Source organism: Paracoccus wurundjeri, from assembly GCF_030678915.1.
Taxonomy (GTDB): domain Bacteria; phylum Pseudomonadota; class Alphaproteobacteria; order Rhodobacterales; family Rhodobacteraceae; genus Paracoccus; species Paracoccus onubensis_A.
This window is the reverse complement of record NZ_JAUUTZ010000026.1, coordinates 1-26,325: the sequence shown is the minus strand read 5'-3', so window position 1 is coordinate 26,325 and position 26,325 is coordinate 1. Positions and strand designations below refer to the sequence as shown.

Below are 26,325 nucleotides of genomic sequence, written 5' to 3'. Positions count from 1 at the left end.
CGTAACCATTAAGGAGGAACGGAATGACCCAAAGATTTGAGGGAAGGGTCGCGCTTGTCACGGGCGGCGCGAATGGAATCGGCCGGGCCAGCGCGCTCAAATTCGCGGAACAGGGCGCGAAGGTCGCGATTCTGGATATCGAAGACGGACCGCTGAATGAGACTGCCGAAGCGGTCCGTGCCGCGGGGGCCGAGGTTCTGCCGATCGTGACCGATATGCGTGATCGCGAAGCGGTCAAATCCGCGATCGACAAAGCTTCCGGTGATCTTGGTCCGATCGATATTCTTCTGAATAATGTCGGCCAAACAGCGCGAAAGAACGCCACAGAGTTTCTGGATTCGGTTCCCGAGACCTGGGATTTCGTTGTCGATCTGAACCTGATGGTGACTTTCTATGTCAGCTGGCTTGTCGCGCCCGGAATGCGTGACCGTAAATTCGGCAGAATCGTCAATATCTCGTCCGATTCCACGTTGATCGGCGAAAAGACCATCGTTGACTATGTCGCCGCGAAATCCGGCGTTACAGGGTTCACCCGGGGACTTGCGCGCGAGTTGGCACCTTTTGGCATCAATGTGAATGCGGTTGCGCCCGGCGTCACGAACACCCGGGGGCCGAAGCAATTGCCGAAAGAGGTTTATGACGCAGCCGTGCGGGAAATTCCGATCGGGCATTTCGCAGAGCCCGAGGATATCGCGAACGCCGTGTCGTTCCTTGCCAGCCAGGAAGCGCGCTGTATCACCGGGCAGCTTCTGGTCGTCAATGGCGGCCGCATATTCTACTGACAAAGGTACTGAACCATGCTTCATAATACGGGCAAGTCCCTGATCAATTACGATCTCATCGGTCCGGCGGATGCGTCGGTCGTTTGCATGACCCATTCGCTGACCTCGGATTTCGGAATGTGGGCAGAGCAGGTTCCGGCGTTGATTGCGGCCGGCTTTCAGGTGCTGCGGATCGATACCCGCGGTCATGGCGGTAGCACCGCGACCTCCGGCGACTACACGATCGAGGAACTGGCGGATGATGTTCTGTCAGTGCTTGACGCATTGGGCTTTGACAGTGGTGTCCATATGATCGGGTTGTCCATGGGAGGCATGATCGGACAGGTCATCGCGGCGGATCATCCGGGACGGCTGGCCTCGTTGATGGCATGCTGCACCGCTTCGAAATGGATGGGCGATACAGAGCTGATGCTGGGGCGGATCCGGGCGGTAAAGGAATCCGGGTCACTGGAAAGCATTGTCGCGGCCAATATGGAGCGCCGCTATGGTCCCGGCTATCGGGAGCGTCGTCCGCTGCGATGGAAAGCACTGCGTGAAACTTTCCTTGGGACGTCACTCGACGGATATTTCGGCTGTATGCAGGCTTGCCTGACCCATAATGTCGAGCCGCGCCTGCATCAGATCGATATTCCGACGCTGGTTCTGGCAGGGTCAGAGGATCCGACGACGCCGCCTGACGACAACAAGCTGATTGCCTCGAAGATTGTGGGCTCGCGATATGTCGAGATCAGCGGCGGATATCATTTCCCGAATGTCGAGTTCGATGAGGAATTCAACCGTATCATGCTGGACTGGCTGAATGAGGTGGGGGGGGGCGGGCCCCGCCCGCGCCGCAGGGGGGGGGGGGGGGGGGGGGGGGGGGGGGGGCCCCCCCCCCGCCGCCCCCCCCCCCCCCCCCCCCCCCACCCCCCCCCCCGCCCCGCGCCCCCCCCCCCCCCCCCCCCCCCCCCCCCCCCCCCCCCCACGTCGCATCAGTGGAAGGTGCGGCCGTTGTCGATGGCAAGCGCCACGCCGGTTACGCCCGACGCCTCATCCGACATCAGGAACAGAATGCCGTTCGCAATCTGATCGGGTTCGCAGATGCGTTTCATCGCATAATTGCTGGCAAGCGCTTCGCGTCCGGCGATATCGTCAGGAGACACACCGGAATCGGTCATCGGTGTCGCGGTTGCTCCCGGACAGATGACATTCACCCGGATGTCCGGCGCAAGTTCTTTGGCAAGGCTTTTGGAGAACATCATGACGCCCGCTTTCGACGCCGCATAGGCAGAGCCAGTGAGCGACGGCAACAGCGCCTGAGCCGAAGCAATATTGATAATCGTTCCGTTTCCTGCCTGTCTCAACCAGGGCAATGCTGCTTGGCAAACCAGGAATGTTCCTGTCAGATTGACATCGACCACTTTGCGAAACTCTTCGACCGATATGTCATCGACGGTTTTCATCGTCAGGATTCCGGCGGAATTCAGCAGGCCGTCAATTCCGCCCAGCACCTCGGCTGCTTTCGCGATAACCAAGGCAACTTCTTCGCCATTGGTCACGTCAATTTCGAACACGGTGCCGCCACTCTCGGCGGCAGTTTCCCTTGCTGCAGCGACGTCGCGATCCAGCAAGACCAGTTCGGCGCCTTCACGCGCAAAGATCCGCGCGGATTCCCGCCCGATCCCGGAACCGGCCCCGGTGATGATGATCTTGCGACCCTTCAATCGTTCAGTCATAGTTTCTCCTCGTTTCATCCGCGTGTTACGGATTGCGTGCCCAGTTTCGCGCGTTCGGAGGCCGATATGCCAATACCTTTGACGGGACAACCTGATACCGCGCAGGTATCGTGATGTTGCAGACCCGGCATCTTCGTTACTTCGTCGCTGTCGCCGAGGAACTGAACTTTCATCGCGCGGCCGAACGGCTTCATGTCTCGCAGCCCGCTTTGTGGCGGCAGATTCGCGATCTCGAAATCGAGGTCGGAACAGCCTTGCTGGATCGCGAGCCACGTGGCATCGGCCTGACCCGTGCGGGCGAGGCGTTTCTGGATGATTGCAGGGAAATTCTGGAACGGATGGCAGGGGCCCAATTGCGCGCAAGACGGATCTCGCAGGGGCAGGTGGGGATGCTCCATATCGCCTTTAATGAGATCGCGGGCCGTCGCCGTGAAATGCCCCGCTTCTTGCAGGCGTTTCGGGAAGCCTTTCCAGCGATCAGCCTGCAACTGCATTTTCTGATGTCGCAGGCTCAGGTGGAGGGGCTTCGGACAGGCGCGCTCGATGCGGGGTTCATTTTGCGTCATCGTGGCGAAAAGCACGATTTTAGATCGGTAAGGATCGGGCAGGATGATTTCGTACTTGCAATGCCTCGCGAGCACCGCCTTGCCCGGAAAACATCGCTGAAACTGTCGGATCTTGCGGGGGAGCCGCTGATCATGCCGAATCCCCGAAATAACGGCGTTACGCATGAAAAGCTGACATCCATATTGCGTGAGGCAGGTGCGGCGCCCCGGATCGCACAATATGCCGATAATGAGAACGCGATCATGAACCTTGTCGCGGCAGGCATGGGGCTGGCATTTCTTAATGCCTCCTGTCGACCGCTCGATATCCAGTCCGTTGTTCTGCGGCCGCTGGAGGACCTGTCATTACCGGTAAATCTTGAACTGGTCTGGCAGGATGCCAACGGAAACCCTGCATTGGAACATTTTACCTCTTTGGTTGACGAACTTTCCGGCGATGCCGATCAGGTCGAGGCATTGCTGGAAACCGGGATGGGCTAATATCGATACCTACAGGGTATCAATGCTGCGCGCAGACGGTATTTGCCGCAGCGCGAGCCAGCTTTCATCCTGACACAGAAGAAAAGATCGTCGCGCGATCCGATGGGAGGGCGTTGCGTCGGCCGCAACAGATGAGAATACCATGAACATGCAAAATACGATTTCCACCACCGGATCAGAAACCATGCTTGAGCGCGCGCGCCGTATCGCACCGCTTGTGCGCGCCGAAGCCCAGGAATCCGAAAGCATCGGCACCATGACACCCAAGGTTGTCGCCGCGATGAAGGAGGTCGGCCTGTTCTGGATGTTGCTTGAAAAGCAGGCGGGCGGATTTCAGGCGCCGATGGCGGACTGTATGGAAGCCTGGGAAGAAATCGCAGCTGCCGATGCTTCGGCGGGCTGGTCGCTGATGGCGAATTCGACGGGAACGGTGGTTCCATATGCCTTTTGCAGCGAAGAAGCCGTGGCGGATATGTATGGCGGACCGGAATTGCCGGTCATGGCAGGGATGCTTGGGCCCGGAGGCGCTGCGGTCGAGACCAGCGAAAAGCTGAAGGGCAGCGGCAATTACCGTTTCGGTAGCGGCTCGCTGCATGCCGATTGGCTGGGTGCGGGCATGTTCGTGATGGATGACAAGATCATGCGCAGGCTGCCCGACGGTAATCCGGTGGTTCGGGTTTGCTGGCTGCCGCGCGATAAGGCCGAGTTCAAGACCGATTGGGATGTTCTTGGTCTGCGCGGGACGGGAAGCGTGGATTATAACCTGACGGATGTCACGGTGCCCCGGGGATATCACCACGAGCGCAGCGCGACACGCAGTCTGCGGGAATGGCGGCTTTATGATATCGGCATTGCCGGACTTGCCTGCGCGGGTCACACGGGTGTCGCTTTGGGTCTGATGAAGCGGTCATTGGAGGAAATTACCCGGATCGCCTTTGCCAAGAAACGGCCCGCCTATCAGTCGGTTCTGGGCGAGCAGCAGGTTTTCCGCCATGATTTCGCCTATCACGAAGCAGCCTATCACGCTGCCAGAGACTTCACCCTGCGTCTTTATGCGGAAACGCAGGAATATCTTGAAGCGGGTCATGAACTGACCCCGGCGATGCGTGCCCGTTTTCGGCAGAATGTGATCTATGTGCACAAGGTCGCTGCCGAAGTGGTGCGGTTCTGCTATACGATGGGCGGCTCCGAAGCGCTGCGCAATCCCAGCGATCTGGGGCGCTGCATGCGCGACATGTATGCCGCTACACAGCATATCTTCGTCGACACGATCGCGATGCAGGATATCGCGGTGCCGATTCTGGACGAATGGAAGCAGCGCGCGGCAGGAAAATCCGGGGCCTGATCCGTTATGTCGGCAATGACAGGAAGGCTGGCCGGTCGGCGTATCGTCGTGACCGGGGCGGCATCGGGTATTGGCGCGGCGCTTGCGCGTCTGGCGGCGGATGAAGGGGCACAGATCGCTTGTCTCGACCGCGATCAGGCGGGCGCATGTGCGGTTGCGGCCAGTCTGTCCCGGCGGGGATTTGGGATCGGCGCCGATGTCACACAGCTGCAATCGGTTCGCGATGCGATACAGATGGCAGCGGCGGAAATGGCGGGTATTGACGGGCTGGTGAATTCTGCGGGTGTCGTGGCGCTGGGGCCGGTGGTCGAGATGACGCAAGCAACCTGGCAGCAGATGATCGATGTGAACCTGACCGGCAGTTTCCTGATGTGTCAGGCCGCGATCCCGCATCTGCTTAAGGCGGGCGAGGGGGCGTCGATCGTCAATATAAGCTCTGCACAGGCATTGATCCCTGTCGCGGGCGCCGGTGCATATGCAGCATCAAAAGGCGGTGTGCAAAGCCTGAGCAAGGCGCTGGCAGTTGAACTGGCACCGACAATCCGGGTGAATGCCGTTTGCCGGGGACTTATCGATACTCCGATGAATGCCGGTTTGAACAAGGCGGGCGACGATACCCCACCCGTTCCGCTGGATCGTTATGCCCTGCGTCGCTGGGGTCAACCCGCAGAGATCGCCGCTTGCATCCTGTTCCTTCTGAGCCAGGACTCGTCCTATATGACCGGTTCGTCGGTGGCCGTCGATGGCGGGCGCAGCTTTCACTGAGGAGCCGATATGACTGATTTGTTCGATCTGACGGGAAAAGTCGCGATCGTTACCGGCGCAGGCAAAGGGCTGGGGGCGGCGATGGCGCACGCGCTTGGCAAGGCCGGGGCGGTGGTGACGCTAAGCGGACGCAATCCGGATCCGCTGCAACAGGTCGCCTCTTCGATCCGTGCAGCGAACGGGCAGGCCGATATTGCCGTTTGCGATGTGACCCGACGCGCCGAGATCGATAAGATGATAAAAACCGTCGAGTCCCGGCACGGGAGGATCGACATTCTGGTAAATAATGCGGGTATCACCGACCGGGGACCAGTTGTCGATGTGACGGATCAGGCCTGGGAGGTGATGATGCAAACGCATCTGGATGGTCCCTTCATGTCCTGCCGTGCGGTGTTACCCGGGATGTTGGCCCGGGGTGCCGGGAAAATCATCAATACGGTTTCGGTGGTGGGGGAACTGGGTCGTCCTGGGATCGTGCCCTATTCGGTTGCAAAAGGTGGCCTGAGAATGCTGACCCGCTGTCTCGCCACCGAGGTTGCCGGTGCGAATATTCAGGTGAATGGGATCGGACCGGGCTATTTCGTCACCGAAATGAACCGGCAGATCATGAATGATCGCGCATTCTTCAACGAAAGGGTGGCGCGGATTCCGGCTCGCAGATGGGGTGAGCCGGCCGAACTCGGAGGCACCATCGTCTATTTGGCGTCAAACGCTTCGAATTATGTTTCGGGGCAGATCATTTACGTGGATGGCGGGCTGACTGCCTCGTTCTGATATTGGAAAATTTGATCTCAGGTGAGGGAAGATCAGCATGAATATGCCCACAGGATCAGTCGAAATGGATGGTTTCAAAGGCGCGATGTCCCGGCTTGCAAGCGGCGTCTCTTTGTTGACAACACTTGGCGATGGCGGCGTGCCGCTGGGAATGCTTGCAACCGCCGTTTCCTCGGTCAGTGCCGAGCCGCCGACCATCCTGATCTGCATCAATCGCCGGGCGAGCATGTATGGCGACCTGACGAAGTGCGGGGCGTTCTGTGTAAACTTTCTGGGCGTGATCCATCAGGATCTTGCATTGCGCTTTTCATCAACGACGGCGCGCGAATGCCGGTTCCAGCATGATCGTTGGGAAACGTTGTCGACCGGCTCTCCAGTACTGGCGAGTGCGCTTGCATCACTGGATTGCAGGCTTGATCGAGGCGTTGACATAGGCACGCATTGCGTAATCTTCGGCCGTGTTGTCGCTACAAAAATCGACTTCGATAGTGATCAGTCACCGTTAACTCACTTCAATCGAGCTTACGGCGGATGGCATCCGGTCAGATGATCAGCGGGCGATGACCTGCGGGGCGCTCGGCATCTATGTCAAGACTCAGCTTGTTTTGACGTTCGGCCTGCCCCCCCGTGGAATACGTCCTGGGAACTAGACCCAGCCATGCCGCAACGCTGCATCATGTCAGGCCTAAATACCTCCACAGCGACGGTCGTTGAAGGGCCAATACCGGGCATGGTTTACAGCTGGCGCGCCCTTGAGCGAGAAAGGCATCTTCGCGTGCATGATGGCGGGTCTCGCCGCCGAGCACGCTGAAGAGAAGGCCGTGATGATCGATGTGAGCAGGCGAACGCCATGCGTTCGAGTGAGGCTGCGCAAGTACCTGAAGGCTCATCGAACGGCGGCCAGCATGGCCGGCAAAAAGGGGGCCTGGTCGTCTGATCGGTCGAACCAAAGGCGGCATGAACACGAAACTGCACGCCATCTGCGACAGCCAGGGGCGCCCGCTCGACCTGTTCGTCACCGCCGGTCAGGTCAGTGACTACATCGGTGCGCGGGCACTGCTCAATAACCTGCCGAATGTCGAATGGCTGCTCGGGGATCGCGGCTACGACGCCGACTGGTTTCGAGAAGCCTTGAAAGACAGTAGGATACGCGCCTGCATCCCTGGCCGAAAACAACGCAAGACAACCGTCAAATACGACAAGCGCCGATACAAGCGGCGCAACCGCATCGAGATCATGTTGGCAGGCTCAGGGACTGGAGGCGCGCGGCGACCCGCTACGACCGCTGTCCCAAGGTCTTACTCTCAGCCATCGCCCTCGCAGCAACCGTTATCTTCTGGTTATGAACCCTGGCCCTAGTTTTCAGGCAGCAGATCGGTTGTCTTACTCGTCCCGGATCAGGGTGCCTTCATCGGTACGCCAGTTCAGCCCCTTCAGAATCTCACCGGAAATCACATCTACTGTGGTTCGTCGATCGTGGTAATCTTCGGCAGGTCCGCGATCCTCTCGGCCATGTCACCGATTTGCGGGTGAACGCGGCCGGTCTGCCGGTTCAGATGATGCGTCATGATGGGCTGATCGAGCTCCGCGAATATGACGATCATAACCGGCTGATTTCGATCCGCGATTTCAACAGTGCCGAGACGCGGTTCAGCTATGACGTGTTCAACCGCGTGACGGCGATCATTGATCCCCTCGGCCATGTCACGGGGCTTTCATATGAGGCGGGGGTGGATTTCCATGTCCCGACCCGCATTACCCGTCCCGACGGGGTGGAAACACATCGTTCCATCGGTGACACCGGGCGGGTAGAGGCGGTCACGGATGGCGAGGGACGCACCACTTCTTATCGCTACGGCCCCTATAATGTATTGGAAGAGATTACCGATCCAAAGGGCGGGACGCTCCGTTTTCAATATGACAGTGAAGAGCGGTTGATCTGCGTCACGAACCAGATGGGTTTGCACTGGACCTTCGAGCGGGACATCACCGGCCGGGTGATCCGCGAAACCGATTTCGACGGCCGCAGCCTTGGTTATCGCCATGATGATGCAGGCCGGGTTGTGCGGCGCGACAACCCTGATGGCGGCTGGCTGGAATATGATTACGACAAATCCGGCCTGCTGCTGGAACTGCGCGCATTCGCATCGGGTGCCGCAGGCCCCCTGGTGATCACATATGGCTATGACGGCAACGGTCGTCTGATCGCCGCCAGGAACAGTGATGCCGAGATCACGCTGGAACGGGATGCGCTCGGTCGGGTGATCGCCGAAACCGTGAATGGTCAACGCATCGAGAACGAAATTGACTGTTGTGGGCGTCGGATCGCGCGTCGGATCGGCGATCAGCACCTGTCCTTCCGCTATGATGGTATGGGCGGCTTGCTGCAGTGGGAACTGGAGGGGTACGCGCCTCTTTGCTTCGAACGTGACGATCTGGGACAAGAGCGGCTGCGGGCCTCGGAGCGGGGTTTCCGGCTGGCCTCAGACTGGGACGCGGTCGGACAGCTCGTCCATCAGCACGGCGCGCAGATCGAGCGCCGCTATGACTGGAGCCGTGCCTACGAGCCGCGTGTCATCACCGACGCGCGGTGGGGCGAGAAACGATACGATTACGACCGGAACGGTCAGATCGCGCGGACAGTTTACGGCGATGGCGGAGTCGAAGGCTTCGCCTATAATCCCGACCTGAACCTTGCGGCTGCGACCGGGGGCACCGATCGTTTCCTGAACTGGCAGACCTCAGCCGCGGGGGTAGTGAAAATCGCCCATGGTCCGCGCGGCGAGGTGGTGACGCTGGATCATGATCGTTGCGGACGGGTGGTTAAGCGCACGATTGCACGCAAGGGGTTCCGGTCGCAGACATGGCGGTTTGAATGGAACGCACAGGATCAGATGATAGCGGCGCATTGCCCGGACGGGGCAATCTGGCGCTACGGCTATGATCCGTTCGGGCGGCGGGTTTGGAAGGAGACCCGCGGCGTTAAGCACGACTTCCTGTGGGATGGAGATGTCATCGCGCGGGAAAAGGTCACGCGTGGTGGCACGGTTCAGGAGGTGGACTGGTTCTTCGAGCCGGGATCATTCCGACCGATGGCGCGGGTCGAGGGTGGGCAGCTTGGCCTTGTTGTGAACGATCATCTTGGGACACCAAAAGAGGTGGTCTCGGAAAGCGGCGTGCTGCTCTGGGCTGTCGATCATGACACCTGGGGGACATTGCGGCGGACAGGAAAGCAGGTCGTTGGCTCGGATGCCACGGAGCATGGCGATTACTGGGTCGAGGATCTGGCTCATGGCGCGTCGGTTGAGCTGCCGGGCTATGCACCGCCTCCGGATGCGATGTTCTGCCCGATCCGGTTCCAGGGGCAGTGGGAAGATGAAGAGACCGGGCTGTATTATAATCAATACAGATATTATGAAGCGAATTCTGGTCAGTATATGAGTTTGGATCCGATCGGTCTCTTTGGGGGTACTAGATTATCGAGCTATGTTGCCAACCCACTGAAATTTAATGATCCCTTTGGGCTGCAAGCATGGGGTCCGATGGGTTCTGGCATCTGCATTGTGCAAAAATTCCCCGCAGGAAGCGCTGCAGCTGAAGAGTTGTCCCAGTTCGTAGGCATGTGGAATAACGAGATTATTGCACGTGGCGGACGAATGACCGCGGGGCCGCTAACCGAATTGCAGGAACGACTGTCGGCGAGATGGAAGCGACAATTCCGAGAGATGCATTGCTGCTCGAAAGGTCAGGTTGCCGGGCATGTTCCAGATGCAGCGTCAGGTGGTCTCCCGAATCCCAGCAATGGAGGGTTGTTGCAGCGAGCAGATACTAACGCTTATCTTGGTGGGATAACTGGAGATATGGCTCGAAAAAAGCAAAGCTATACATGGGTCTGGCTGCGAGATGAATGCTAGAGGGAAAAATGGAAAAGTTAATAAATGAGATAAGAAAAAAAAATGACGAATGGGGTGATTCCCACAGGATGGAGGCTACAGGCGATATCAGCGGGCAAATTCTCATGATTGATGAGAAAACCTATCGTTCCTTATCGCAGCAAATGCGAGATTACTACACAATTGTTTCTACCTGGGAAAATGGTTTACTTGGGAAAACTTCCTATCCACCCAGTCAACTTAAAGAGTTATATAAACAGGATGACGTTAAAGAGGTCATAAACCTCATTGCTGAGAACTATCGCCCTGTCCCCCCTTCCGATAATTCTGATTGGAATAGAACCGCAATATTTGCTAAGGAGCAAGGCGGGCTTGGAGTCACATTTTATTGGTGGAGAAATGCTAATGACGATGAGCCTGCTATAATAAGTATTTCTGGTGGTGATGTAAAAATATTTGCAGATCTTTTAGAATATCTGAAATATTTGGCATACAATGAATTTTCAGAAGCTGGAGATGCTATATATTCCGATCTCGAGCGCGAGAGAGGAACATTAAGCGACTAGGCTGCAGAACGCATCGCCGCAGGTTTTATGGACAGTGATCCTGTTCCTAGAGTGTCTGGTCCGATTAATTCTGCGAGAAAAGGAAGTAACTGCAGATGACGCAATCACTTGATGAAATTCATCGCCGAATTGAAAGTGTAAGCGAAGTAGGATTTGCTCGATTCTGTGGCGAACCTCCGATAAATATTTCCCTTGATGTTTTTGTGAATTACCGTTTCGTCGATGCAGGCGATGCTCAAAAAAATATTGATTCAGATGAATTTGAAAGTTTTCTTCTTGACTTGATGCCGAATGCAGGTGGATTTGAGAGTGGCGACGTAGCAAAAGGATTTTTGCGTAACAGCAATTCAATTGCTGTACTTGTTGATCCATATGTTTCAGGAATAGCAGATGGCCTGGAAGTTTCTGGGCTTAATAACAACTCGAGCGGATTTTCTCCACCGAGACCTGTTTCAACAATAGAATGGTTGTTGATTGCGTTTGCCAAAGAGGAGGTTGCTGTTCAGGATTATAGGTATTACGGGTCTCGAAAATGCCGCGATCTAATGAGAATTTTGGAGGCCGGGCGTTTGCCGGTCGGATGGCAGATAAAACCTTTTGGAGGTGAGTTAATAATTTATTGACTGGCTCTTCGAGCCGGGATCATTCCGACCGATGGCGCGGGTCGAAGGCGTGCAGCTTGGTTTCGTGGCCAATGATCATCTCGGGACGCCTTGAAGAGGTGGTTTCCGAAGGCGATGCTCTGCTCTGGGCTGTCGATCATGACACATGGGAGACATTGCGGCGGACGGGGGCGCAGGTAGTTGGCTCGGATGCCACGGAGCATGGCATTACTGGGTGGAGGTTCTGGTTCATGGCCCTTCGGTGGAATTGCCGGGTTATGCGCCGTCACCGGATGCGATGTTCTGCCCGATCCGGTTCCAGGGCCAGTGAGAGGATGAAGAGACCGGGCTGTATTATAATCGGTTCAGGTATTATGAGCCGATCGCCGCAAAATATCTTACTTTTGATCCCCTGTCTTTGGTTGGAGGATTCAGGCCAGCATCATATGTTCCTGTTCCAACAGTTTACGTGGATTTTTTTGCCCTGACATGTAATCTGCCCGATGGTCAGCGGTTTGTCTATCGTGCATTGGCAACCGGGGAGGATATATCTAAAGGTCTATTTGCTCGCTGTTGTACTGCAAATATTTCTCCTGAAGTTCATGTAGGTGGCGCACGAGATAGTAATTGGATGTCAGCGACGAAAGATCCTACAGTTGCACATGGGAAATACAATCAAGGAAACGGCGTTGTAAGTATAGATTTATGTAAAGTTAAATCGGAAGTGGTGGATATATCAGGAGGGCACGGTTTCATTAATGAATTTATTGCAGATATGGCAATCGAGGATGCAGAGGTTCTGATAAAGGGCTATGTCCCTCCAGATGCAATAAGGCTACTTGCGAAATGACTGATGAATTAAAGAAATCCCTTCGATTCCATTGGGAGTCTGGATTTTTGCGGAAGTTAAGATATGGTGTATATGATGAAGGTATGGCTGAAGATTTTTTACGGATTATCCAGGGTGTTCCTAGTTTGAGTGAATCTAGGTTCGATAAGGAGCTCACTTACATTATATGGCATATTCCTCTTTACCTTGAGTGGCAATCTCAGAGGTTGTCAGAGAAGAATGTGTGTTTTGACAGGAGGGTTTTCGAAGAGATTAGGGAGATTATTTTGCGGAAATTTGATTCGCCGCATAATGGTGAAGGTTACGAAACAGTTGATAATGGTAGTGGATAACTTCGAATATGACGACGTGACGGAGTGCCGACACCTTGCACAGGAATTGGCCGATGCCTTGACAGTAACGTCTGCAACGACGCTGGCCGGTGTGGCGGCCAAGTTCGATATGATCCTGCGGGAAGGCCAGGGCTCGGAGGAATGCGAAGAGTTTCCCTGGCGGGAACTCCGCCTGGCGCTGTTCGATCTCGTGCAGATCGGGCAGAACATGGAGCCCGGCAGCTTCAGGCCGGGGAGGGGCTGGGCGGAGCCATAGGCTGTTATGTCGGAACAAAACTCGGCTGAAGGACTACTCGGAGTGGGGATGGAAAACCTCGAAACTCAGTCTGAATATGGTATCCCGGCTTGTTGATCATAGGCAGAGACTTGGCATCTCGTGCGAATCGCGCCACAGCCTCGGTCGGGAATCTGCTCTCGATCGCGGCGCCGACCTTGGTAGAGGGCACGGACTCGGCTTGCAGGGTTTTCCTATTTACCGCCGTTTCTTCGCTATAGGACAAAGCCGGTTAAATACCTCTTGCATAACGATAAACCCTTGCCCTGTCATGGTTCATGAGCAGCCAGAACCGATCAGCAGGAAGCATTGCAACCATGCCCGCGCCAGACCGTATCGTTCGCCTGAATACCGTCCTTGCCCGGACCGGCCTGTCCCGCTCCACCATTTACCGCAAGATCGCCGAGGGAACATTCCCGGCCCAGATCAGGATCAGCATCAACGGTGCAGGCTGGTGGGAATCCGACATCAACCGCTGGGTCGCGGATCCCGTCAGGTGGCGGCCAGGGGAAGAGGGCGGCAATGGTGGATGAGAGGAGGCGGTGTTTGAGGGCAGACCAACGGTTAACTTTTATTGCGCGGAGCAGCGCCTGTTAGGCGGTATTTGTGGCGCCGGCTTTGTGATCCCGACAATGGCGTTTCAACCTGCTACCCTGTGGGGCATAGTGTGCTCATATCGTCATTTGACGTGAATATGGAGAGCCAATGCCGGTAGCCTTTTCCTGTTCGATTTGCCGGTTCTTTTCGGCGCACGACGATAGGCAATATCCCCAAACGGTGTTGACGAGATAAGAGCCGTCAAATGCCTCATGGAAGCTGATCCGGTTTGCGAGCTACTTGTTTTCAGCTGAGACCTCATGCTGGGCTGGATGCTATACTCAAGGCTCCAGCCAGTTATCCAGGCGTAGCCTTGGATATGCCTGGAAATCGCGGATGTTATTCGTCACCAGTACCACGTCCAGTGCCAGGGCGTGGGCGGCGATCAGCTTGTCGAGATGATCCCGCTTCCTGTCCTGCGTTGCCTTCCGGACGGGGCCGTAGGCGCGCGCGGCCTCGATATCAAAGGGAGCTGCCGGGATCATCTCGGCGAGATCGTCGAGATTTGCCCGCTCCCGATCAGGAGCCCGGCTCACCGATACGCCATATTCCAGCTCGGCAAAGGTGATCGCCGACATGACGACATCGCCGACGACGCATTCGGCAAAGCGGCGCGCCACCTGCTCCGGCTGGTTTTTCATCAGGTAGATGCAGATATTGGTGTCGAGCATGAACTTCGGCATCAGATGCTGTCTCGGTCCGCCTGCTCATGGTCGCCACGCCCTTCTGACATGAAGTCGGGGCCGAATCTCCTGAAGCGTTCGAGTACGCCGGCAAGTGACCGGCGCGCCGGCCGGATGCGCAGTTCGTCGCCCACGCGCTCGATCTCCATTTCAACATCGGCGCGCTCATATGCCAGTTCGGCGGGGATTCGCACCGCTTGTGAGTTCCCGTTCTTGAAGACCTTGGTGATGTGCATCGGATGCCTCCTTCACATGTGCCGAGCTGGATTATAGCTCGTCATGCACAATATGTACATCCATGTGTGCACATTCAAGGGTTCATAAGGAATGCCGGCCCTTGGCCATTACGGGGGCTGGGGCAATGTCTGCTGCCGCGTCAAACCTGGCTGCCGATGTCGCTTCAATTTCGTAGTCTTTGTCACGAAACCGGACCTTGCTGGGGGGAATGTGTGATGTTTGGTCCTGTCAGCCATCCCGGCCCCCATCATCCGCCGTATTGCGCCTTTGGCGCTCGGCAAGCCATTGATAGAGCGCCCGGCGCTGGTAGCGCACCGAGCGCGCGCCCAGCTTGAGAAAGGGCGGCCCGCCGCCGCGCGAGCGCCAGGTGTGCAGCGTGCAGGGGGGGAAGCCGAGGATGCAGCTGGCTTCAGTGGTATCGACCGCCTCATCCAGCCAGCCGGGGCTGTCCTTCAGGATCTCGCCGAGGGTGTCGCTGCGGTCTGTCCCGCGAGAGTGAGCTGCACGGCATCTTGCCCTTCCAGGAAGCGGGGCAAGGCGTATCCCTTGAACAGCATCCAGGCGCGCAGCTTGGCCTTTGCGAGCATGATGCCACCGAGAAGGGCGCGGGCGTGTTCCGGAAAGGCGGGGTAGGGGATATGCGCCAAGGCGTGGAGCGTATCCTGTTCGATGGCGGGGCTGCGGGGCCATTGCGCGAAGGCTGCCCAATCCTCCGTGCGGCCGGGAAGAGCCCCGCGCTCGCACAGCACCACGGCGATGGAGAGGCCGGAGACCGCGACATATTCCTGCGGCTGGGCATCGAGGGGAAGCGATGGAACGAAACCGTTCCGGCACGGCGCTTGGATGCGCAGAAAGGGCATGTTCCCGTCATCGTCGGGCACGGCACCCGGCAGAGCCGTCTCCTCGCAGGTGAACTCTCCGCTAAGTTACGCCGCGAGATGTGCCAATTGTGCTGACGACGGACAGATCAAGCAGCCTTGCGCCAATCGCCATATTTACAGAGTGATATCAATGGAACAGATACCAAGGCATGGTCGCCAAGGGATTTATGCATCTCAAGCCGACCCCGTCGGCAGGGCTGCCCCAGACCCGCCTTTATCATCGTCCATCATGGGCCCCAACCAGACTTCCGATCAGGTTTCGGACCCAGTGGTGGCCCGCATGCCTATGACTTCTCTCGTGCCAAATCAGGCTGACATTGAAATGTTCACCTAGCCAGGGCACGTCAACCCTCATGAAATTTTCTGACTGTCTAAGAAATAGGCGCCGTGGTACGAGCGCAACCAAATCACTATCTAAGACGATCTCCGGCAGGAGCAAAAAGGAGGCCGCTGACACGACGACGTTGCGTCGGTAACCAAGTGTCGCCAGGGCACTGTCCACTGGCGTTTCGAAATAGCCGCCCCGCGGTGACACCACGACGTGTTCCAATTCGACATATTCGTCTATTGTCATCCCCGATTTCAACCGGGGATGACCGTGCCTTCCTATGAGGACATAACTTTCGTCGAATAAGTGACACGTCCGCAGGTGCGGGGCCGACCGTTCGGGAGTAGCGATAACAAGATCGACTTCTTTATTCTCTAATTGCTGCTGCACCAGTTCGGGCAACAGATGCCGTACGGTCACCCGTACTCCCGGCGCCGTCTGCCGGAGAGCCAAGACGAACGGCGTCACCACTGCTGCCTGGATATAGTCAGAACAGCCGATCGATACGGTCAGCTCTGCCTTGCTGGGATCGAAGTCCTGATGAGAATGCAGTGCGTCGCGCACGTGATCCAGCGCGCCTCTCAGTTGCGGTGCAAGTTCGATTGCTTTGGCGGTCGGGATCATGCCTCGACGAGTCGGAAGCAGAAGCGGGTCGTCAAACAAATCCCGAAGCCGTGCCAGTTGCGCACTTACAGCCGGCTGACTGAGGTGCAGTAGAGCTGCCGCTTTCGTTACGTTTTGTTCGGTGAGTAGCACTTCGAGCGTCGCCAAGAGATTGAGGTCGATGCGCCTGTCATTCAATCTGTCTATTCCTGGTCGCCGCTTAATCAATTCTATATATGATGATTGCGGCGCTGCCCGTCAACGGCTTGGCCGCCTAATGGGAAGCTGTCTGTGTCGGCGTCGAACCGATGGCACAAGAGCGATTGCTGTTGTTCTCACGATTGGCAGATGGCCGACAAACCGGTGCGTGTGGACCTGTGCCGCCCACGGGCCAATCGAACGCCCCCGTGGAAATGCCGCCAACGTGGCGATCAGCGGTTAGGTATCCGCCATATGGATATAACATGTCAAGATAATCGATTTCACAAATCTTACTCAGATGCTCATGTCGGGGTCAGCCGAGCTACCAATCTCGAGCCGGAGGCATCGAATGATCTTAGTCAGCATCCCATACCCTACTAGCTTACTGCGCGCTTTGGCGCGAATTGCTGCAACGAAACGAGCCTTCTGATGATGTTTGAGGAGCTTGGCCGCGCCATCAACAGCGCAGGTATCGATATCGGCATCATCAAGCTGAGCGCGGCTCCGCGGGCACGCAAATTCCTCGAAAACGTCTGTGTCACCAACGCGCAAGCCTCGGCGCGCAATTGATGCCGATCGGAAACATCAATCACGTGAACATGGCTATCAACAAACACGGAGACCATCTAGTGAAAAAAAATATTCTCATCGTTTACGCGCACCCTGAACCCACTTCGCTGACACGGCAGCTGGTCGACGTGACCGCCGAGACCTTGTCGGCAGCGGGACACACCGTGGTCCATTCGGACCTCTATGAGATGAAGTGGAAGGCGGTATTTGACGCCGATGACTTCCCAATGCGTGACAATCCCGAACGGCTGTCGTTCATCATGGAGTCGGGCCATGCTTACGCAAGCGGGCATCAGACGCCCGACGTGATCGCCGAGCAGCAGAAGCTGCTCGCGGCCGATGCTGTGATCCTGCAATTCCCGCTGTGGTGGTATGGCGTGCCTGCGATCCTGAAAGGCTGGATAGAGCGGGTCTATGCCTTCGGTTTTGCCTACGGCTATCAGAATGGCTCCAACGAGTTCCGCTTTGGCGAGGGCATCCTCAAGGGCAAGCGAGCGCTGGTCAACGTGCAGGCAGGCGGCCCAGCGGCCGACTATGGCCCGCGAGGGATCAACGGGCCGATCGAGCAGCTGCTGTTCCCGCTGACTCATGGCGCGCTGTTCTACCCCGGCATGGACGTGCTCCCGACACACGCGGTCTATGGCGCGGGCCACGTTTCTACGGCGGAGGAAGTGGAGGCGATCAAGGCAGCATGGCGTGTGCGTCTCGCCGGGCTATTCTCCGACACGCCAATCCCCTTCCGGTCGCAAAACGGCGGTGACTTCCCCGATCGCCACACCATGGCCGACCACGTTTCGCCGGGCCAAACGGGCCTCGTCGCGCACTTTGCCGATCCGGTCGGCGCATAAAGAGCAACACCGATGTCGCCTGCATTTATCGCGCTTGCCGTCGCGGCCTTCGCCATCGACACTGCGGAATTCGTCATGATCGGTCTTGTTCCGGAAGTCGCACGCGATCTTACGGTAACGATACCCCAAGCCGGCCTGCTTGTGACTAACCCACATGTCTCCGGCCGCAGTCAGCTTGGCGCTTATGGCATTCGGCGCAGCTGCGGTGGTCGGGAATGTGGGCGGGGGCCGGCTTAGCGACGCGCTCGGCACGCGGCGCAGCCTGATGGCAGCGCTGGTCGGTCTTGTCCTGGCGCTTGCAACGCTGCCCTTTTCGGCCCCGCACGTCCTGACGATGTTCGCCAACCTGCTCCTCTGGTCTGCTTGCGGCTTCTGTCTTGGCCCCATCGTTCAGTCTGGCGTGGTCGCGGCCGCGGAAGAGGTCGCGCCCGACGCGGTCGCGACTGCTTCGGGCTTCAACATCGCCACGTTCAACTTCGGCATCGCGACATTCTCGGCGATCGGCGGGGTGCTCGTGGCCGGGCCCGGCATCTTGATGACGCCTTGAGCAGGCGCAGCTGCTGGTTGTGCTGCGCTTGTCGCCAGTTTGTTTGTCCGCTCACGGCAGCCGGAGCACATGCAGATTTCCGGCGCACGGTCCGGTCCTGCAGCCCGATCAACACTTAGGGTCAAGACCCATTGATTTGAGATCTCTCTCGTGATTCATCGCTCGAAAAATAGAGCGGTGATATGAGCGATCTTCTGTGGTTGCCGTCCAAGGTGCAAGTAGCTTCTGACCCTCTTGTTGGCGGTGATCGAGTGCGGTCTTCTGTCAGGCCTGTGAAGCGCGGCATGTCATGAAGCCACTGGCCGGTATGGTGATCCGCGGATCGGGCCCAAATCTTTTCTTAGGTCATGTTGACAAATGACGCAGCCAGATCCGGATCGACGTGATGTCGATGAAGCCCAGGAAGCTCTCGGCAGTCTTGTCGTAGTGGGTGGCGACACGGCGGGCGTTCTTCAATTTGTTGAAGAACCGTTCGACCAGGTTGCGCAGACGATACAAGGCCCGGTCGACGCCAACGCGCTTCTTGCGTGACTTGCGCATGGGGATGACGGGTAAGACGTCGCGTTTGTCCATGGATTTGCGAATGCTGTCAGCGTCATAGCCTCGGTCGGCCAGCAAGACGCTTGGGGTGGGCAGGTTTTCGGCCATGACCAGATCGAAGCCAAGATAGTCAGAGGTTTGCCCCGCAGTGATCTCAGTCCTCATGGGCAGCCCTGCAGCATTGACGAGGAGGTGGATCTTGGTCGTGAAGCCACCTCTTGAGCGGCCGATAACCGGCGCTGTCAAGCAGGGGCCGGCAGACTCTCTGTTTTGCCCGTTCGTCGTGAGTGTGCGATCCCGGGGTCATGGCACTATAATCTTTGCACTTTCTGTCGCGTCCCGGCCAGGGCCTGGGCACGATGTTTCATTCCGCGGGGATCCGCTTATGGTCCTTGCGCCTGGCCGGGAGGGCTATGTTTTTACCGCGGTAAGCTTATCCTGTGTCTTCGTTTCGAAATCACTGGCGTCGTGCCGCTCGTGCAACTGGCTTGAAGGCTCGCCGGAGGTGCGGTTCACTTTCCGGCCGCGGGCGACGGCAGGTCGGGCAAAGATCTGATCCGCCCAGCGGACAACATTCTTGTAGTCTTGCACGGAAAGAAATTCGGCCGCGTCGTACTGCCAGCCTTTCACGAGACCGCCATACCAGGGCCAGATCGCCATATCAGCGATGGTGTAGTCGGCACCGGAGATGAATTCATTTTCGGCAAGACGTCGGTCGAGGACATGTAGCTGACGTTTCACCTCCATGGCGTAGCGGTTGATCGGATATTCCAGCTTACTCGGCGCATAGGCATAGAAATGGCCAAAGCAGCCGCCCAGGAAGGGGGCGGAGCCCATCTGCCAGAACAGCCAGGACAGCGTTTCTGCACGTGCCGCCGGTTCAACTGGCAGGAACGCGCCGAACTTCTCGGCAAGGTGCATCAGGATCGCCCCGGATTCGAACACGCGGATCGGCTTTGATCCACTACGGTCTGTTAGCGCCGGAATCTTGGAGTTCGGGTTGATCTCGACAAAACCCGAGCCGAACTGATCTCCATCACCGATCCTGATCAGCCAGGCGTCGTATTCCGCGCCTTCATGACCCAGCGCCAGCAACTCCTCCAGCAGGATTGTGACCTTCTGGCCATTTGGCGTGCCAAGCGAATAGAGTTGCATCGGATGCTTGCCCACCGGCAGTTCTTTTTCATGGGTTGCGCCGGCAATCGGGCGGTTGACATTGGCGAAGGTGCCGCCGCTTGCCTTGTCCCAGGTCCACACCTTTGGTGGGACATATTCGGTGCTGTCGCTCATGTTATGCTCTCCTGAAAATGTGCTTATGTTACGGGCGGAAAATTCGAGGGGAAAAGTGCGCGCTTCGTCTCCTCGTCATTGACCTGCTTGAAAGGATGATCCCTGCCGATGTCCCGCGCACGGGTCACGGCGGGCCGCGCATCTACTGTCTCGAACAGGCGCTTGAGATTGGGGAAGGCCGCGAGGGGGTCTTCAGTGCCCTTGCGCACGCGCGAAGCACGGTCGAGCCATCCCCAGGCGGAGATATCCGCGATCGTGTAGGTGTCGCCGACAAGATAGGCCCGACCTTCAAGGTGCGCGTCAAGCACCTGGTAGTGGCGCTCGGCTTCGCGGCGATAACGGTTCACCGCGTAATCGAGACCTTCCGGCGCAGCAAACTGGAAATGCACGGCCTGTCCGGAAAACGGGCCAAGACCCGAGGCGATGAACATCAGCCAGGAAAGCAGTTCCGGCCGCTCCGCGGGTCTGCCAAGGAATTTTCCGGCCTTCTCTGCAAGATAAATCAGGATGGCAGTTGAATCGAAGGCCCGTGTGTCACGACCGTCCGGTCCTTCGGTATCGATAATGGCCGGCACCTTTCCGTTTGGATTGATCGCCCGGAACGATGGTGCGTGCTGCTCTCCCTTGCTGGTGTCAACGGGTACCAGTTCGTAGGGCAGGCCCGCTTCTTCCAGAAGCAACGCGATCTTCGCCGGATTGGGTGTCGGATGGAAATAGAATCGGATCATGGACATCTCCGTTTGGCTTGAGTGGATGGGTCATGTCTGGCCGGCGGGATGCGAGTAGAACACCGGCGATGATGATTGCAATCGCCGCGAATTCGAAGCGGGATGGCGTCTCACCGAGAACAGGAACAGCAAGAAGCGATGCAGCTGCGGGAACGAGCGCGATGATCGCGGTGGCCGCGGTTGCGCCGAGCAGCGAGACCGCGCGGTTGAACGTAATAATTGCCACCCCACTCATCAGTACGCCCTGATAAATGACCTGCAATGCAATCTCGTTGACCGAGGCGTGGCTCATGCGGCTGAGGCCAAAAAACAGGTAGGCGGGCAGAAAGAGTACGGTTGACCAGCAGCAGATAAGGGCGGCGGACTCGATTGGGGTCAGCTCGCTATCGCGGAACAACAGCGTGTAGACAGCCCACATCGCGGCGGCGGTCGCCAGCGCACCAAGCCCTGCCGCGTTAGGTGGTCCGTGCGTTGTTGTTCCTGTCAATACAAGAAAAGCGAGCCCGGCAAAGATCGCTACATACCCGATCCAGCATTGCCGCCCCTGGCGTTCACCAAGGAAAGTCCAGGCAAAGATCCCAGCGAATAACGGCATCAGGGTCGGTGCGATCGATGCGGCCTGCGCGGCCGAGGTCAGGCTGAGGCCCAACGCGACGAGCAGTACGAAAGGCGCCCCCCAGAGCATGGCAAAGGCGGCGCCCTTTACCCAGGCGGCGAAGGAAAGAGTGGTTCGTTGCCGGATGAGAACTGGCCCGAGCAGCACTGTGCCGACCCCGAAACGCAGCGCTGTAATGTCCCAGATACCGAGTTCGCGGGTGACGCCGAAGCGTGTGACCACGAACCAGCCGGCGAAGATCACGACGGTGAGGGCCGCCCAAAGTATGCCGGTGAGGCGCTTGCGCGGGTTGTCGGGTGATCTGTCAGTTGTGGGCCAGGCCTTGGTGCCGGACATGGTTTACGCGCCCGAGGAATGCTGATCTGCCAGCATTATCGCGGCTTTGAGGCTGCTGCGGCCATGGATTGCGGCAAGCTCCTGTTCGAAAGCCATTGTGGATTTCCCTTTCGCGCGGCCCGATGATCCGGTGGGCGGCCGGCTTGTATTTTAGTTCGATTGTTCTAAAATAGATCACAAACTATTCGATAGCAAGATGTTGCTGACGCAGGCCAACAGGGATCGAGATGGCGAGACCGAGGAAATTCGATGAGGACGCTGTGCTCGACGCGGCAGTGCAGTGCTTCTGGAGCCGGGGTTACGAGGCGACATCGATTCGCGACCTGATCGCGAACACGGGCCTGACCGGCGCAAGTCTCTACAATGCGTTTGGCGACAAGCGTGCCTTCTATCAGCGTGCGCTTGATCATTATGTGGAGGGAAGCATTGGTGAGCGTATGCGGCGTTGTGAAACTCTGGAGCCCCGCGAGGCGATTGAGAGCTTCTTCGCGGAGATCGTGAAGCGATCTCTTGATGACACTGAACACAAAGGGTGCATGTTGGTGAATGCTGCACTTGATGTTACCTCCCATGATCCAGCCTTTCAGGAGGTTGTCGCCGGAGTGCTGTTGCGCATCGAGGAATTCTTTCTGCACAATGTCAGACAAGGTCAGGCTGACGGCTCGGTCACAACGTCGCTCGCGGCGGAGGATCTGGCAAGGCATCTGGTCGGCATATTGATGGGTGTTCGTGTGCTTGCGCGCGTGCGCCCGGACCGTGCCCTTCTGGAAGGGGCGGTGAGGCCCGCACTCGCGCTGCTGGCCGCAGAGAAGCCCGGCGCATCATGAGCGGCAATACGACGGAAACATTACGGCAGGAATATGAGATGTCGGTTCGCGCGATTCGATCCCGTGTTGAATTAATGCGGCAGGACGCGCGACCAATCGAAGAAATCGCCCGCGCCGCGCATGCCGAGCGGCGGAAACTTGCGGCAATCTTCAAGGCGCGAACTCCGGAGCCGATGCATTCATTGATCTGTCAGCGGACCCTGACGGTATATGGCGATCCCCGTGGGCCAACGATCGGGATGCTTCGTGCGAAGGGAAAGACGTGGGCAGAAATCCTTGAAAGCGCCATGCGGCCAGGGCGCCTCGACTGGGTTGATGATGGCTGAGCTTCTTGTGCATGGATCGCTGTCGGGTTTCCTGAAAGGTGTCGAAGCGCAGATTTGTTCGTTCGACATTCTCTGACGTCATGAAATCTACGCAGAGGGGGTATCCACGCCATCAACAAGGCTCTCGCTCACCGTAACCCGGGAAGGATTTCTCAATAATATTGGAAACAGATTGGACGTCATAAAGCGTACCATACGCGTCGAATATGAATGCCTTGATCATAGGATACTCCATTCTGAGTGTTGCGGACAGTGGTTCAGTGTGCCAATGGCGGCGTAAAAGTCGGCCACTTTCGGTGCGCGCATGAGACCGCCGGGAAGGCGTAGCCCGAGCGGGGGGCTCATGCGCGCGTGGCGATATTTGAAGGGGTTTCAGTCGACCTTTCGGGCGCGGCTTTGGGCGAGACGATAGCTCTGGCCATTCATCTCGAGAATGCTGACGTGGTGGGTCAGCCTGTCGAGAAGCGCGCCGGTGAGGCGTTCGGAGTCGAATGTCTCGGTCCACTCGTCAAATGGCAGATTGCTGATGATTAGAATCGAGCCACGCTCGTAGCGTTGCGAGATCAGCTCGAACAGGGGCTCGGCGCCGGTTTTCGACAAGGGCACGAAGCCGAGTTCGTCGATGATGAGAAGCTTGTATCCGGCCATCTGCTTCTGAAGGCGGAGCAAGCGGCGTTCGTCACGGGCTTCCATCATCTCGCTAACCAGGGCCGCGGCGGTGGTGAAGCCCACGGAAAGACCCTTTTGGCAGGCGGCCAGCCCGAGGCCGAGGGCGACATGGGTCTTTCCGGTGCCCGAGGGCCCGAGGGCGATGACGTTCTCGCGCCTGCCGATCCATTCGCAGCGTGCCAGTTCCAGCACCTGTATCTTGTTGAGCTTGGGAATGGCGGCGAAGTCGAAGCTGTCCAGGCTTTTGACCGCCGGGAATTTTGCGGCTTTGATGCGGCGCTCGACCACCCGCCTTTCCCGGTCGATGAGTTCGACCAGCCGGGCAAGATAGCGGACATGATCCACGCCTTCCGCCGCACATTGCCGGGCCAGTTTCTGATGCTCGCGCAGGAAGGTGGGCAGCTTGAGTGCCTTGAGGTGATGGGCGAGCAGGATTTCCGGGGTATCGCTCATGCCACAGGACAGCTCTCGCCTCGGGCAGAAGGCCGCGAGCGTCCTTTTCGACAGCATAAAACTGTGCAATCCGGCGGATGGCCTCTGCGGCGACCGCCGAACCCTGCGAGGCAAAGACATCGACGAACTTGCGCCGGATATGGGCCATGCAGGCCATCTCGCGGGCCTTGTTTCCACCGTAAACGCCGCCCATGCCGGCATAACCATCAGCATGAACCCAACCCGAATATCCGATCGGGATTCGGCAGGTCATGCTTCATCTGATGCGTTCACACGCAGCGGTACATGCCATGGATCGAACGATCCGAGTGGCACAGGATCAATAGATGGGCAAAGGGAGCAAGGCTCCCTTGCCGCAGAAATCGCGAGGGTGAAGATTAGAGTTCGTCCACTGCCTGCCTGCCGCTTGATTGAGGGATGCGTGCAATAACCTTGATCTCGAAATCGAAACCGGCAAGCCAATTGATACCTACAGCAGTCCAGTTCGGATAGGGAGGCCCACCAATTTCCTCCGTTCGGACGGCCTGCACAGTCTCAAACTGTTCGTCCGGGCTGGTGTGGAAGGTGGTCACGTCGACCACATCGTCAAAACTGCATCCGGCAGCAACCAAGACGCCACGCAGATTGTCAAAGGCCCGCCGAACCTGATCCTCGAACACGGGCTCAGGCGAACCGTCCTCCCGGCTTCCAACCTGACCGGATACAAAAAGGAGATCGCCGGAGCGAATGGCTGCGGAATATCGGTGAGCATCATACAAGGCATGACGGTTGGCCGGGAATATAGCGTCACGTGTGGGCATCTCATAATCCTTTTGTCTTTGAATGCGCGGATATGAGGCAGAGTTAGAACATTGTCATTGCGCATATTAGCCATTGAAATCGACATAAAGTGGTGCAAAATTCTCATCAATGTCCCGACCCTCACTTAACGATCTAACCGCGTTCGTGGCGGTTGCCACGCATCGCAGCTTCCGCCGAGCAGCGGATGAGATGGGCATGGCGCCTTCCACATTGAGCCACGCAATGCGCGCACTCGAGGAACGCATGGGCGTGCGCCTTCTGAACCGTACCACAAGAAGCGTCTTGCCGACGGAAGCCGGTTTTCAGCTGCTTGGTCGCCTTCAGCCGGCGCTCACATCACTTGATGAAGCGCTCGACAGCGTGGCGGGGTTCCGAGGCAATGTAGCAGGAACGGTCCGCATCAATGCACCACGATTGGCGGCAGGGTTTATCGTTCGCGAAATTCTTCCACAGATGGCGGAGCGCCATCCGGACGTAACCGTGGATATCGTCGTCGACGGGCAGTTCGTTGATATTGTGTCCCGTGGGTTCGATGCTGGCCTGCGTCTCTTTGAGTCCATTCCAAAGGACATGATTACCGTGCCGCTGCGGCACCCGCTGGCCTTCGTCTGTGTCGCATCGCCCGCCTATCTCGATCGTTTCGGCGAGCCGAAAACACCTGATGAACTTCAACGCCATCATTGCATTGGTCATCGTATGCCCAGCGGCAAGCTGTACCGATGGGAGTTCGAACGGGCCGGTCAGGAACTGATGATCGGCACAAACGGTCCCGTCGTCCTTGATGACGAAGAGCTGATGGTCGACGCCGCAATAAAAGGACTGGGCATCGCCTATGTAGCGGATTGGGCCGCCGAACCGGCCTTATTCGACGGCAGGTTGCGCAAGGTCTTGGCCCCGTGGATGCACGCTCCGGAAGATGTCGCGATCTATTATCCCGGACATCGAGCCGTTCCACTGGCGCTGCGAGCTTTCCTTGATGTTGTCAAGGAATTCCGAAGGAATTAGCTTTCGGCAAGTTGCTCACCTTGAGAATACATTGCGGACCCGGCTTTCCAGATCAAGGCATTGCTGCTGGCCGCTGGCTTGATGAATACCCTTGTTCTCCGATGGGCCATGGCGCGACAAAAATGCGCCGCGCCGTCGAAAGCCATGAGGCTTAGCGCTGTCTCGTCAATGGTGATCTGGGTCATGTCCGTCGTCAGAACATTATGCGCAGATGGTTGCGTAAATTAGCGGAGTATGGGCCTCGTCATTGGTTTGATATTATGCGGCGAGCTTGCGGTGCTGCAAGCGCCGTTGT

General features: G+C 57.6%; 32 protein-coding genes and 4 pseudogenes. 23 read left to right on the top strand and 13 right to left on the bottom strand.

Going from position 1 to position 26,325, the window contains the following annotated elements; genetic code table 11:
- Positions 1 to 23 precede the first annotated feature (23 nt).
- The gene (locus Q0601_RS20075) at positions 24 to 782 is read left to right on the top strand and encodes an SDR family NAD(P)-dependent oxidoreductase (RefSeq protein ID WP_305291693.1); all 759 of its coding nucleotides are present in this window, start codon (positions 24 to 26) and stop codon (positions 780 to 782) included.
- Positions 783 to 797: 15 nt separating this feature from the next.
- On the top strand, positions 798 to 1,850 hold the full coding sequence (locus tag Q0601_RS20070; RefSeq protein WP_305291692.1) for an alpha/beta fold hydrolase: 1,053 nt from the start codon (positions 798 to 800) through the stop codon (positions 1,848 to 1,850).
- Here Q0601_RS20070 and Q0601_RS20065 read toward each other — a convergent pair.
- Positions 1,754 to 2,497 carry an SDR family NAD(P)-dependent oxidoreductase gene (locus Q0601_RS20065; RefSeq protein WP_305291691.1) on the bottom strand — a complete coding sequence of 248 codons (744 nt, stop codon included), beginning with the start codon at positions 2,495 to 2,497 and terminating at the stop codon, positions 1,754 to 1,756. The two genes, Q0601_RS20070 and Q0601_RS20065, sit on opposite strands and share 97 nt — an antisense overlap.
- A gap of 113 nt (positions 2,498 to 2,610) precedes the next feature.
- On the opposite strand from Q0601_RS20065, the gene Q0601_RS20060 reads away from it, so the two are divergent.
- The 14 genes and pseudogenes from Q0601_RS20060 to Q0601_RS20000 all read left to right on the top strand — a co-directional run bounded on the left by Q0601_RS20060 (position 2,611) and on the right by Q0601_RS20000 (position 13,477).
- Positions 2,611 to 3,543: a LysR substrate-binding domain-containing protein gene (locus Q0601_RS20060; RefSeq protein WP_305291690.1), complete on the top strand. Its 933-nt coding sequence runs from the start codon at positions 2,611 to 2,613 to the stop codon at positions 3,541 to 3,543.
- 142 nt (positions 3,544 to 3,685) lie between these two features.
- Positions 3,686 to 4,888 (top strand): acyl-CoA dehydrogenase family protein, encoded by a 1,203-nt coding sequence (locus tag Q0601_RS20055; protein WP_305291689.1) that lies wholly within the window; start codon positions 3,686 to 3,688, stop codon positions 4,886 to 4,888.
- Between the two features lie 6 nt (positions 4,889 to 4,894).
- Positions 4,895 to 5,653 carry an SDR family NAD(P)-dependent oxidoreductase gene (locus tag Q0601_RS20050; protein ID WP_305291688.1) on the top strand — a complete coding sequence of 253 codons (759 nt, stop codon included), beginning with the start codon at positions 4,895 to 4,897 and terminating at the stop codon, positions 5,651 to 5,653.
- Positions 5,654 to 5,662: 9 nt separating this feature from the next.
- Positions 5,663 to 6,427, top strand: coding sequence for an SDR family NAD(P)-dependent oxidoreductase (locus tag Q0601_RS20045; RefSeq protein ID WP_305291687.1), 765 nt, complete (start codon positions 5,663 to 5,665; stop codon positions 6,425 to 6,427).
- Between the two features lie 37 nt (positions 6,428 to 6,464).
- Positions 6,465 to 6,977 (top strand): flavin reductase family protein, encoded by a 513-nt coding sequence (locus tag Q0601_RS20040; protein WP_305291686.1) that lies wholly within the window; start codon positions 6,465 to 6,467, stop codon positions 6,975 to 6,977.
- A 154-nt stretch (positions 6,978 to 7,131) separates the two neighbouring features.
- Positions 7,132 to 7,773, top strand: a pseudogene (locus Q0601_RS20035) (IS5 family transposase); the annotation flags it as partial.
- A gap of 183 nt (positions 7,774 to 7,956) precedes the next feature.
- Positions 7,957 to 10,341, top strand: a complete 2,385-nt coding sequence (locus tag Q0601_RS20030; protein WP_305291685.1) for an RHS repeat-associated core domain-containing protein — start codon at positions 7,957 to 7,959, stop codon at positions 10,339 to 10,341.
- Between the two features lie 8 nt (positions 10,342 to 10,349).
- Positions 10,350 to 10,886 carry a hypothetical protein gene (locus Q0601_RS20025; protein ID WP_305291684.1) on the top strand — a complete coding sequence of 179 codons (537 nt, stop codon included), beginning with the start codon at positions 10,350 to 10,352 and terminating at the stop codon, positions 10,884 to 10,886.
- Positions 10,887 to 10,981: 95 nt separating this feature from the next.
- Positions 10,982 to 11,509, top strand: a complete 528-nt coding sequence (locus tag Q0601_RS20020) for a hypothetical protein (RefSeq protein ID WP_305291683.1) — start codon at positions 10,982 to 10,984, stop codon at positions 11,507 to 11,509.
- A gap of 325 nt (positions 11,510 to 11,834) precedes the next feature.
- Positions 11,835 to 11,951: pseudogene (locus Q0601_RS24750) on the top strand (hypothetical protein); the annotation flags it as partial.
- A 6-nt stretch (positions 11,952 to 11,957) separates the two neighbouring features.
- Complete coding sequence (locus Q0601_RS20015) at positions 11,958 to 12,338, top strand: hypothetical protein (RefSeq protein WP_305291682.1); 381 nt, start codon at positions 11,958 to 11,960, stop codon at positions 12,336 to 12,338.
- Positions 12,335 to 12,670, top strand: coding sequence for a hypothetical protein (locus tag Q0601_RS20010; protein WP_305291681.1), 336 nt, complete (start codon positions 12,335 to 12,337; stop codon positions 12,668 to 12,670). Before Q0601_RS20015 ends, Q0601_RS20010 begins: the two co-directional genes overlap by 4 nt.
- Positions 12,663 to 12,926 carry a hypothetical protein gene (locus Q0601_RS20005; RefSeq protein ID WP_305291680.1) on the top strand — a complete coding sequence of 88 codons (264 nt, stop codon included), beginning with the start codon at positions 12,663 to 12,665 and terminating at the stop codon, positions 12,924 to 12,926. Before Q0601_RS20010 ends, Q0601_RS20005 begins: the two co-directional genes overlap by 8 nt.
- Positions 12,927 to 13,261: 335 nt before the next feature.
- Positions 13,262 to 13,477, top strand: coding sequence for a helix-turn-helix transcriptional regulator (locus tag Q0601_RS20000; protein WP_305291679.1), 216 nt, complete (start codon positions 13,262 to 13,264; stop codon positions 13,475 to 13,477).
- A gap of 345 nt (positions 13,478 to 13,822) precedes the next feature.
- Here the strand turns inward: Q0601_RS20000 and Q0601_RS19995 are convergent, their stop codons facing one another.
- The 4 genes from Q0601_RS19995 to Q0601_RS19980 all read right to left on the bottom strand — a co-directional run bounded on the left by Q0601_RS19995 (position 13,823) and on the right by Q0601_RS19980 (position 16,471).
- A complete protein-coding gene (locus Q0601_RS19995; RefSeq protein ID WP_305291678.1) occupies positions 13,823 to 14,224 on the bottom strand; it encodes a type II toxin-antitoxin system VapC family toxin in 402 nt (133 codons plus the stop codon).
- The gene (locus Q0601_RS19990) at positions 14,224 to 14,460 is read right to left on the bottom strand and encodes an antitoxin (protein WP_305291677.1); all 237 of its coding nucleotides are present in this window, start codon (positions 14,458 to 14,460) and stop codon (positions 14,224 to 14,226) included. The genes Q0601_RS19995 and Q0601_RS19990 overlap by 1 nt, the downstream gene beginning before the upstream one ends.
- Before the next feature lie 453 nt (positions 14,461 to 14,913).
- On the bottom strand, positions 14,914 to 15,321 hold the full coding sequence (locus tag Q0601_RS19985) for a hypothetical protein (RefSeq protein ID WP_305291676.1): 408 nt from the start codon (positions 15,319 to 15,321) through the stop codon (positions 14,914 to 14,916).
- 238 nt (positions 15,322 to 15,559) lie between these two features.
- Positions 15,560 to 16,471: a LysR family transcriptional regulator gene (locus Q0601_RS19980; protein ID WP_305291675.1), complete on the bottom strand. Its 912-nt coding sequence runs from the start codon at positions 16,469 to 16,471 to the stop codon at positions 15,560 to 15,562.
- A 432-nt stretch (positions 16,472 to 16,903) separates the two neighbouring features.
- Between Q0601_RS19980 and Q0601_RS19975 the strand changes: the two genes are divergently transcribed.
- From Q0601_RS19975 to Q0601_RS19960, 4 genes are read left to right on the top strand one after another with little or no spacing between them, the layout of a single operon-like run.
- Positions 16,904 to 17,044 (top strand): hypothetical protein, encoded by a 141-nt coding sequence (locus Q0601_RS19975; protein WP_305291674.1) that lies wholly within the window; start codon positions 16,904 to 16,906, stop codon positions 17,042 to 17,044.
- Positions 17,044 to 17,892, top strand: a complete 849-nt coding sequence (locus Q0601_RS19970; RefSeq protein WP_305291673.1) for an NAD(P)H-dependent oxidoreductase — start codon at positions 17,044 to 17,046, stop codon at positions 17,890 to 17,892. The genes Q0601_RS19975 and Q0601_RS19970 overlap by 1 nt, the downstream gene beginning before the upstream one ends.
- A 12-nt stretch (positions 17,893 to 17,904) precedes the next feature.
- The gene (locus Q0601_RS19965) at positions 17,905 to 18,129 is read left to right on the top strand and encodes a hypothetical protein (protein ID WP_305291730.1); all 225 of its coding nucleotides are present in this window, start codon (positions 17,905 to 17,907) and stop codon (positions 18,127 to 18,129) included.
- Positions 18,047 to 18,439 carry an MFS transporter gene (locus Q0601_RS19960; protein WP_370656156.1) on the top strand — a complete coding sequence of 131 codons (393 nt, stop codon included), beginning with the start codon at positions 18,047 to 18,049 and terminating at the stop codon, positions 18,437 to 18,439. The genes Q0601_RS19965 and Q0601_RS19960 overlap by 83 nt, the downstream gene beginning before the upstream one ends.
- Before the next feature lie 345 nt (positions 18,440 to 18,784).
- Here Q0601_RS19960 and Q0601_RS19955 read toward each other — a convergent pair.
- The 4 genes and pseudogenes from Q0601_RS19955 to Q0601_RS19940 form a co-directional block, all read right to left on the bottom strand.
- Positions 18,785 to 19,228, bottom strand: a pseudogene (locus Q0601_RS19955) (IS5 family transposase); the annotation flags it as partial.
- Positions 19,229 to 19,390: 162 nt separating this feature from the next.
- Positions 19,391 to 20,269, bottom strand: a complete 879-nt coding sequence (gene yghU / locus Q0601_RS19950; RefSeq protein ID WP_305291671.1) for a glutathione-dependent disulfide-bond oxidoreductase — start codon at positions 20,267 to 20,269, stop codon at positions 19,391 to 19,393.
- Positions 20,270 to 20,292: 23 nt separating this feature from the next.
- Positions 20,293 to 20,949: a glutathione S-transferase family protein gene (locus Q0601_RS19945; protein ID WP_305291670.1), complete on the bottom strand. Its 657-nt coding sequence runs from the start codon at positions 20,947 to 20,949 to the stop codon at positions 20,293 to 20,295.
- The gene (locus Q0601_RS19940) at positions 20,903 to 21,949 is read right to left on the bottom strand and encodes a DMT family transporter (RefSeq protein ID WP_305291669.1); all 1,047 of its coding nucleotides are present in this window, start codon (positions 21,947 to 21,949) and stop codon (positions 20,903 to 20,905) included. Before Q0601_RS19940 ends, Q0601_RS19945 begins: the two co-directional genes overlap by 47 nt.
- 260 nt (positions 21,950 to 22,209) lie before the next feature.
- Here Q0601_RS19940 and Q0601_RS19935 point away from each other — a divergent pair, with 260 nt between their 5' ends.
- Positions 22,210 to 22,776 carry a TetR/AcrR family transcriptional regulator gene (locus tag Q0601_RS19935; protein WP_305291668.1) on the top strand — a complete coding sequence of 189 codons (567 nt, stop codon included), beginning with the start codon at positions 22,210 to 22,212 and terminating at the stop codon, positions 22,774 to 22,776.
- Positions 22,773 to 23,102, top strand: coding sequence for a hypothetical protein (locus Q0601_RS19930; protein ID WP_305291667.1), 330 nt, complete (start codon positions 22,773 to 22,775; stop codon positions 23,100 to 23,102). The genes Q0601_RS19935 and Q0601_RS19930 overlap by 4 nt, the downstream gene beginning before the upstream one ends.
- A gap of 372 nt (positions 23,103 to 23,474) precedes the next feature.
- Here the strand turns inward: Q0601_RS19930 and istB are convergent, their stop codons facing one another.
- From istB to Q0601_RS19915, 3 genes and pseudogenes are all read right to left on the bottom strand, one after another.
- Positions 23,475 to 24,224: an IS21-like element helper ATPase IstB gene (istB, locus tag Q0601_RS19925; RefSeq protein WP_305291666.1), complete on the bottom strand. Its 750-nt coding sequence runs from the start codon at positions 24,222 to 24,224 to the stop codon at positions 23,475 to 23,477.
- 52 nt (positions 24,225 to 24,276) lie between these two features.
- Positions 24,277 to 24,417, bottom strand: a pseudogene (locus tag Q0601_RS19920) (IS66 family transposase); the annotation flags it as partial.
- A 184-nt stretch (positions 24,418 to 24,601) separates the two neighbouring features.
- Entirely contained in the window at positions 24,602 to 25,024 is a 423-nt protein-coding gene (locus Q0601_RS19915; protein ID WP_305291665.1) for a RidA family protein, read from the bottom strand.
- Between the two features lie 109 nt (positions 25,025 to 25,133).
- Between Q0601_RS19915 and Q0601_RS19910 the strand changes: the two genes are divergently transcribed.
- On the top strand, positions 25,134 to 26,030 hold the full coding sequence (locus tag Q0601_RS19910) for a LysR family transcriptional regulator (protein WP_305291664.1): 897 nt from the start codon (positions 25,134 to 25,136) through the stop codon (positions 26,028 to 26,030).
- On the opposite strand, the gene Q0601_RS19905 is transcribed toward Q0601_RS19910, so the two are convergent.
- Complete coding sequence (locus Q0601_RS19905) at positions 26,027 to 26,215, bottom strand: hypothetical protein (RefSeq protein ID WP_305291663.1); 189 nt, start codon at positions 26,213 to 26,215, stop codon at positions 26,027 to 26,029. The genes Q0601_RS19910 and Q0601_RS19905 overlap by 4 nt on opposite strands.
- Between the last annotated feature and the right edge of the window lie 110 nt (positions 26,216 to 26,325).

Coding starts and splice junctions, on each gene's coding strand:
- Q0601_RS19960 (WP_370656156.1), top strand. CDS start 18,047: ATGTCTCCGGCCGCAGTCAGCTTGGCGCTTATGGCATTCGGCGCAGCT.
- Q0601_RS19975 (WP_305291674.1), top strand. CDS start 16,904: ATGATGTTTGAGGAGCTTGGCCGCGCCATCAACAGCGCAGGTATCGAT.
- Q0601_RS20060 (WP_305291690.1), top strand. CDS start 2,611: ATGTTGCAGACCCGGCATCTTCGTTACTTCGTCGCTGTCGCCGAGGAA.
- yghU (WP_305291671.1), bottom strand. CDS start 20,269: ATGAGCGACAGCACCGAATATGTCCCACCAAAGGTGTGGACCTGGGAC.
- Q0601_RS20070 (WP_305291692.1), top strand. CDS start 798: ATGCTTCATAATACGGGCAAGTCCCTGATCAATTACGATCTCATCGGT.
- Q0601_RS19915 (WP_305291665.1), bottom strand. CDS start 25,024: ATGCCCACACGTGACGCTATATTCCCGGCCAACCGTCATGCCTTGTAT.
- Q0601_RS20000 (WP_305291679.1), top strand. CDS start 13,262: ATGCCCGCGCCAGACCGTATCGTTCGCCTGAATACCGTCCTTGCCCGG.
- Q0601_RS19930 (WP_305291667.1), top strand. CDS start 22,773: ATGAGCGGCAATACGACGGAAACATTACGGCAGGAATATGAGATGTCG.
- Q0601_RS20025 (WP_305291684.1), top strand. CDS start 10,350: ATGGAAAAGTTAATAAATGAGATAAGAAAAAAAAATGACGAATGGGGT.
- Q0601_RS19965 (WP_305291730.1), top strand. CDS start 17,905: ATGTCGCCTGCATTTATCGCGCTTGCCGTCGCGGCCTTCGCCATCGAC.
- Q0601_RS20020 (WP_305291683.1), top strand. CDS start 10,982: ATGACGCAATCACTTGATGAAATTCATCGCCGAATTGAAAGTGTAAGC.
- Q0601_RS20075 (WP_305291693.1), top strand. CDS start 24: ATGACCCAAAGATTTGAGGGAAGGGTCGCGCTTGTCACGGGCGGCGCG.
- Q0601_RS20010 (WP_305291681.1), top strand. CDS start 12,335: ATGACTGATGAATTAAAGAAATCCCTTCGATTCCATTGGGAGTCTGGA.
- Q0601_RS20045 (WP_305291687.1), top strand. CDS start 5,663: ATGACTGATTTGTTCGATCTGACGGGAAAAGTCGCGATCGTTACCGGC.
- Q0601_RS20040 (WP_305291686.1), top strand. CDS start 6,465: ATGAATATGCCCACAGGATCAGTCGAAATGGATGGTTTCAAAGGCGCG.
- Q0601_RS19905 (WP_305291663.1), bottom strand. CDS start 26,215: ATGACCCAGATCACCATTGACGAGACAGCGCTAAGCCTCATGGCTTTC.
- Q0601_RS19970 (WP_305291673.1), top strand. CDS start 17,044: ATGCCGATCGGAAACATCAATCACGTGAACATGGCTATCAACAAACAC.
- Q0601_RS19995 (WP_305291678.1), bottom strand. CDS start 14,224: ATGCCGAAGTTCATGCTCGACACCAATATCTGCATCTACCTGATGAAA.
- Q0601_RS20050 (WP_305291688.1), top strand. CDS start 4,895: ATGTCGGCAATGACAGGAAGGCTGGCCGGTCGGCGTATCGTCGTGACC.
- Q0601_RS19990 (WP_305291677.1), bottom strand. CDS start 14,460: ATGCACATCACCAAGGTCTTCAAGAACGGGAACTCACAAGCGGTGCGA.
- Q0601_RS20055 (WP_305291689.1), top strand. CDS start 3,686: ATGAACATGCAAAATACGATTTCCACCACCGGATCAGAAACCATGCTT.
- Q0601_RS19985 (WP_305291676.1), bottom strand. CDS start 15,321: ATGCCCTTTCTGCGCATCCAAGCGCCGTGCCGGAACGGTTTCGTTCCA.
- Q0601_RS19910 (WP_305291664.1), top strand. CDS start 25,134: ATGTCCCGACCCTCACTTAACGATCTAACCGCGTTCGTGGCGGTTGCC.
- istB (WP_305291666.1), bottom strand. CDS start 24,224: ATGAGCGATACCCCGGAAATCCTGCTCGCCCATCACCTCAAGGCACTC.
- Q0601_RS20065 (WP_305291691.1), bottom strand. CDS start 2,497: ATGACTGAACGATTGAAGGGTCGCAAGATCATCATCACCGGGGCCGGT.
- Q0601_RS19940 (WP_305291669.1), bottom strand. CDS start 21,949: ATGTCCGGCACCAAGGCCTGGCCCACAACTGACAGATCACCCGACAAC.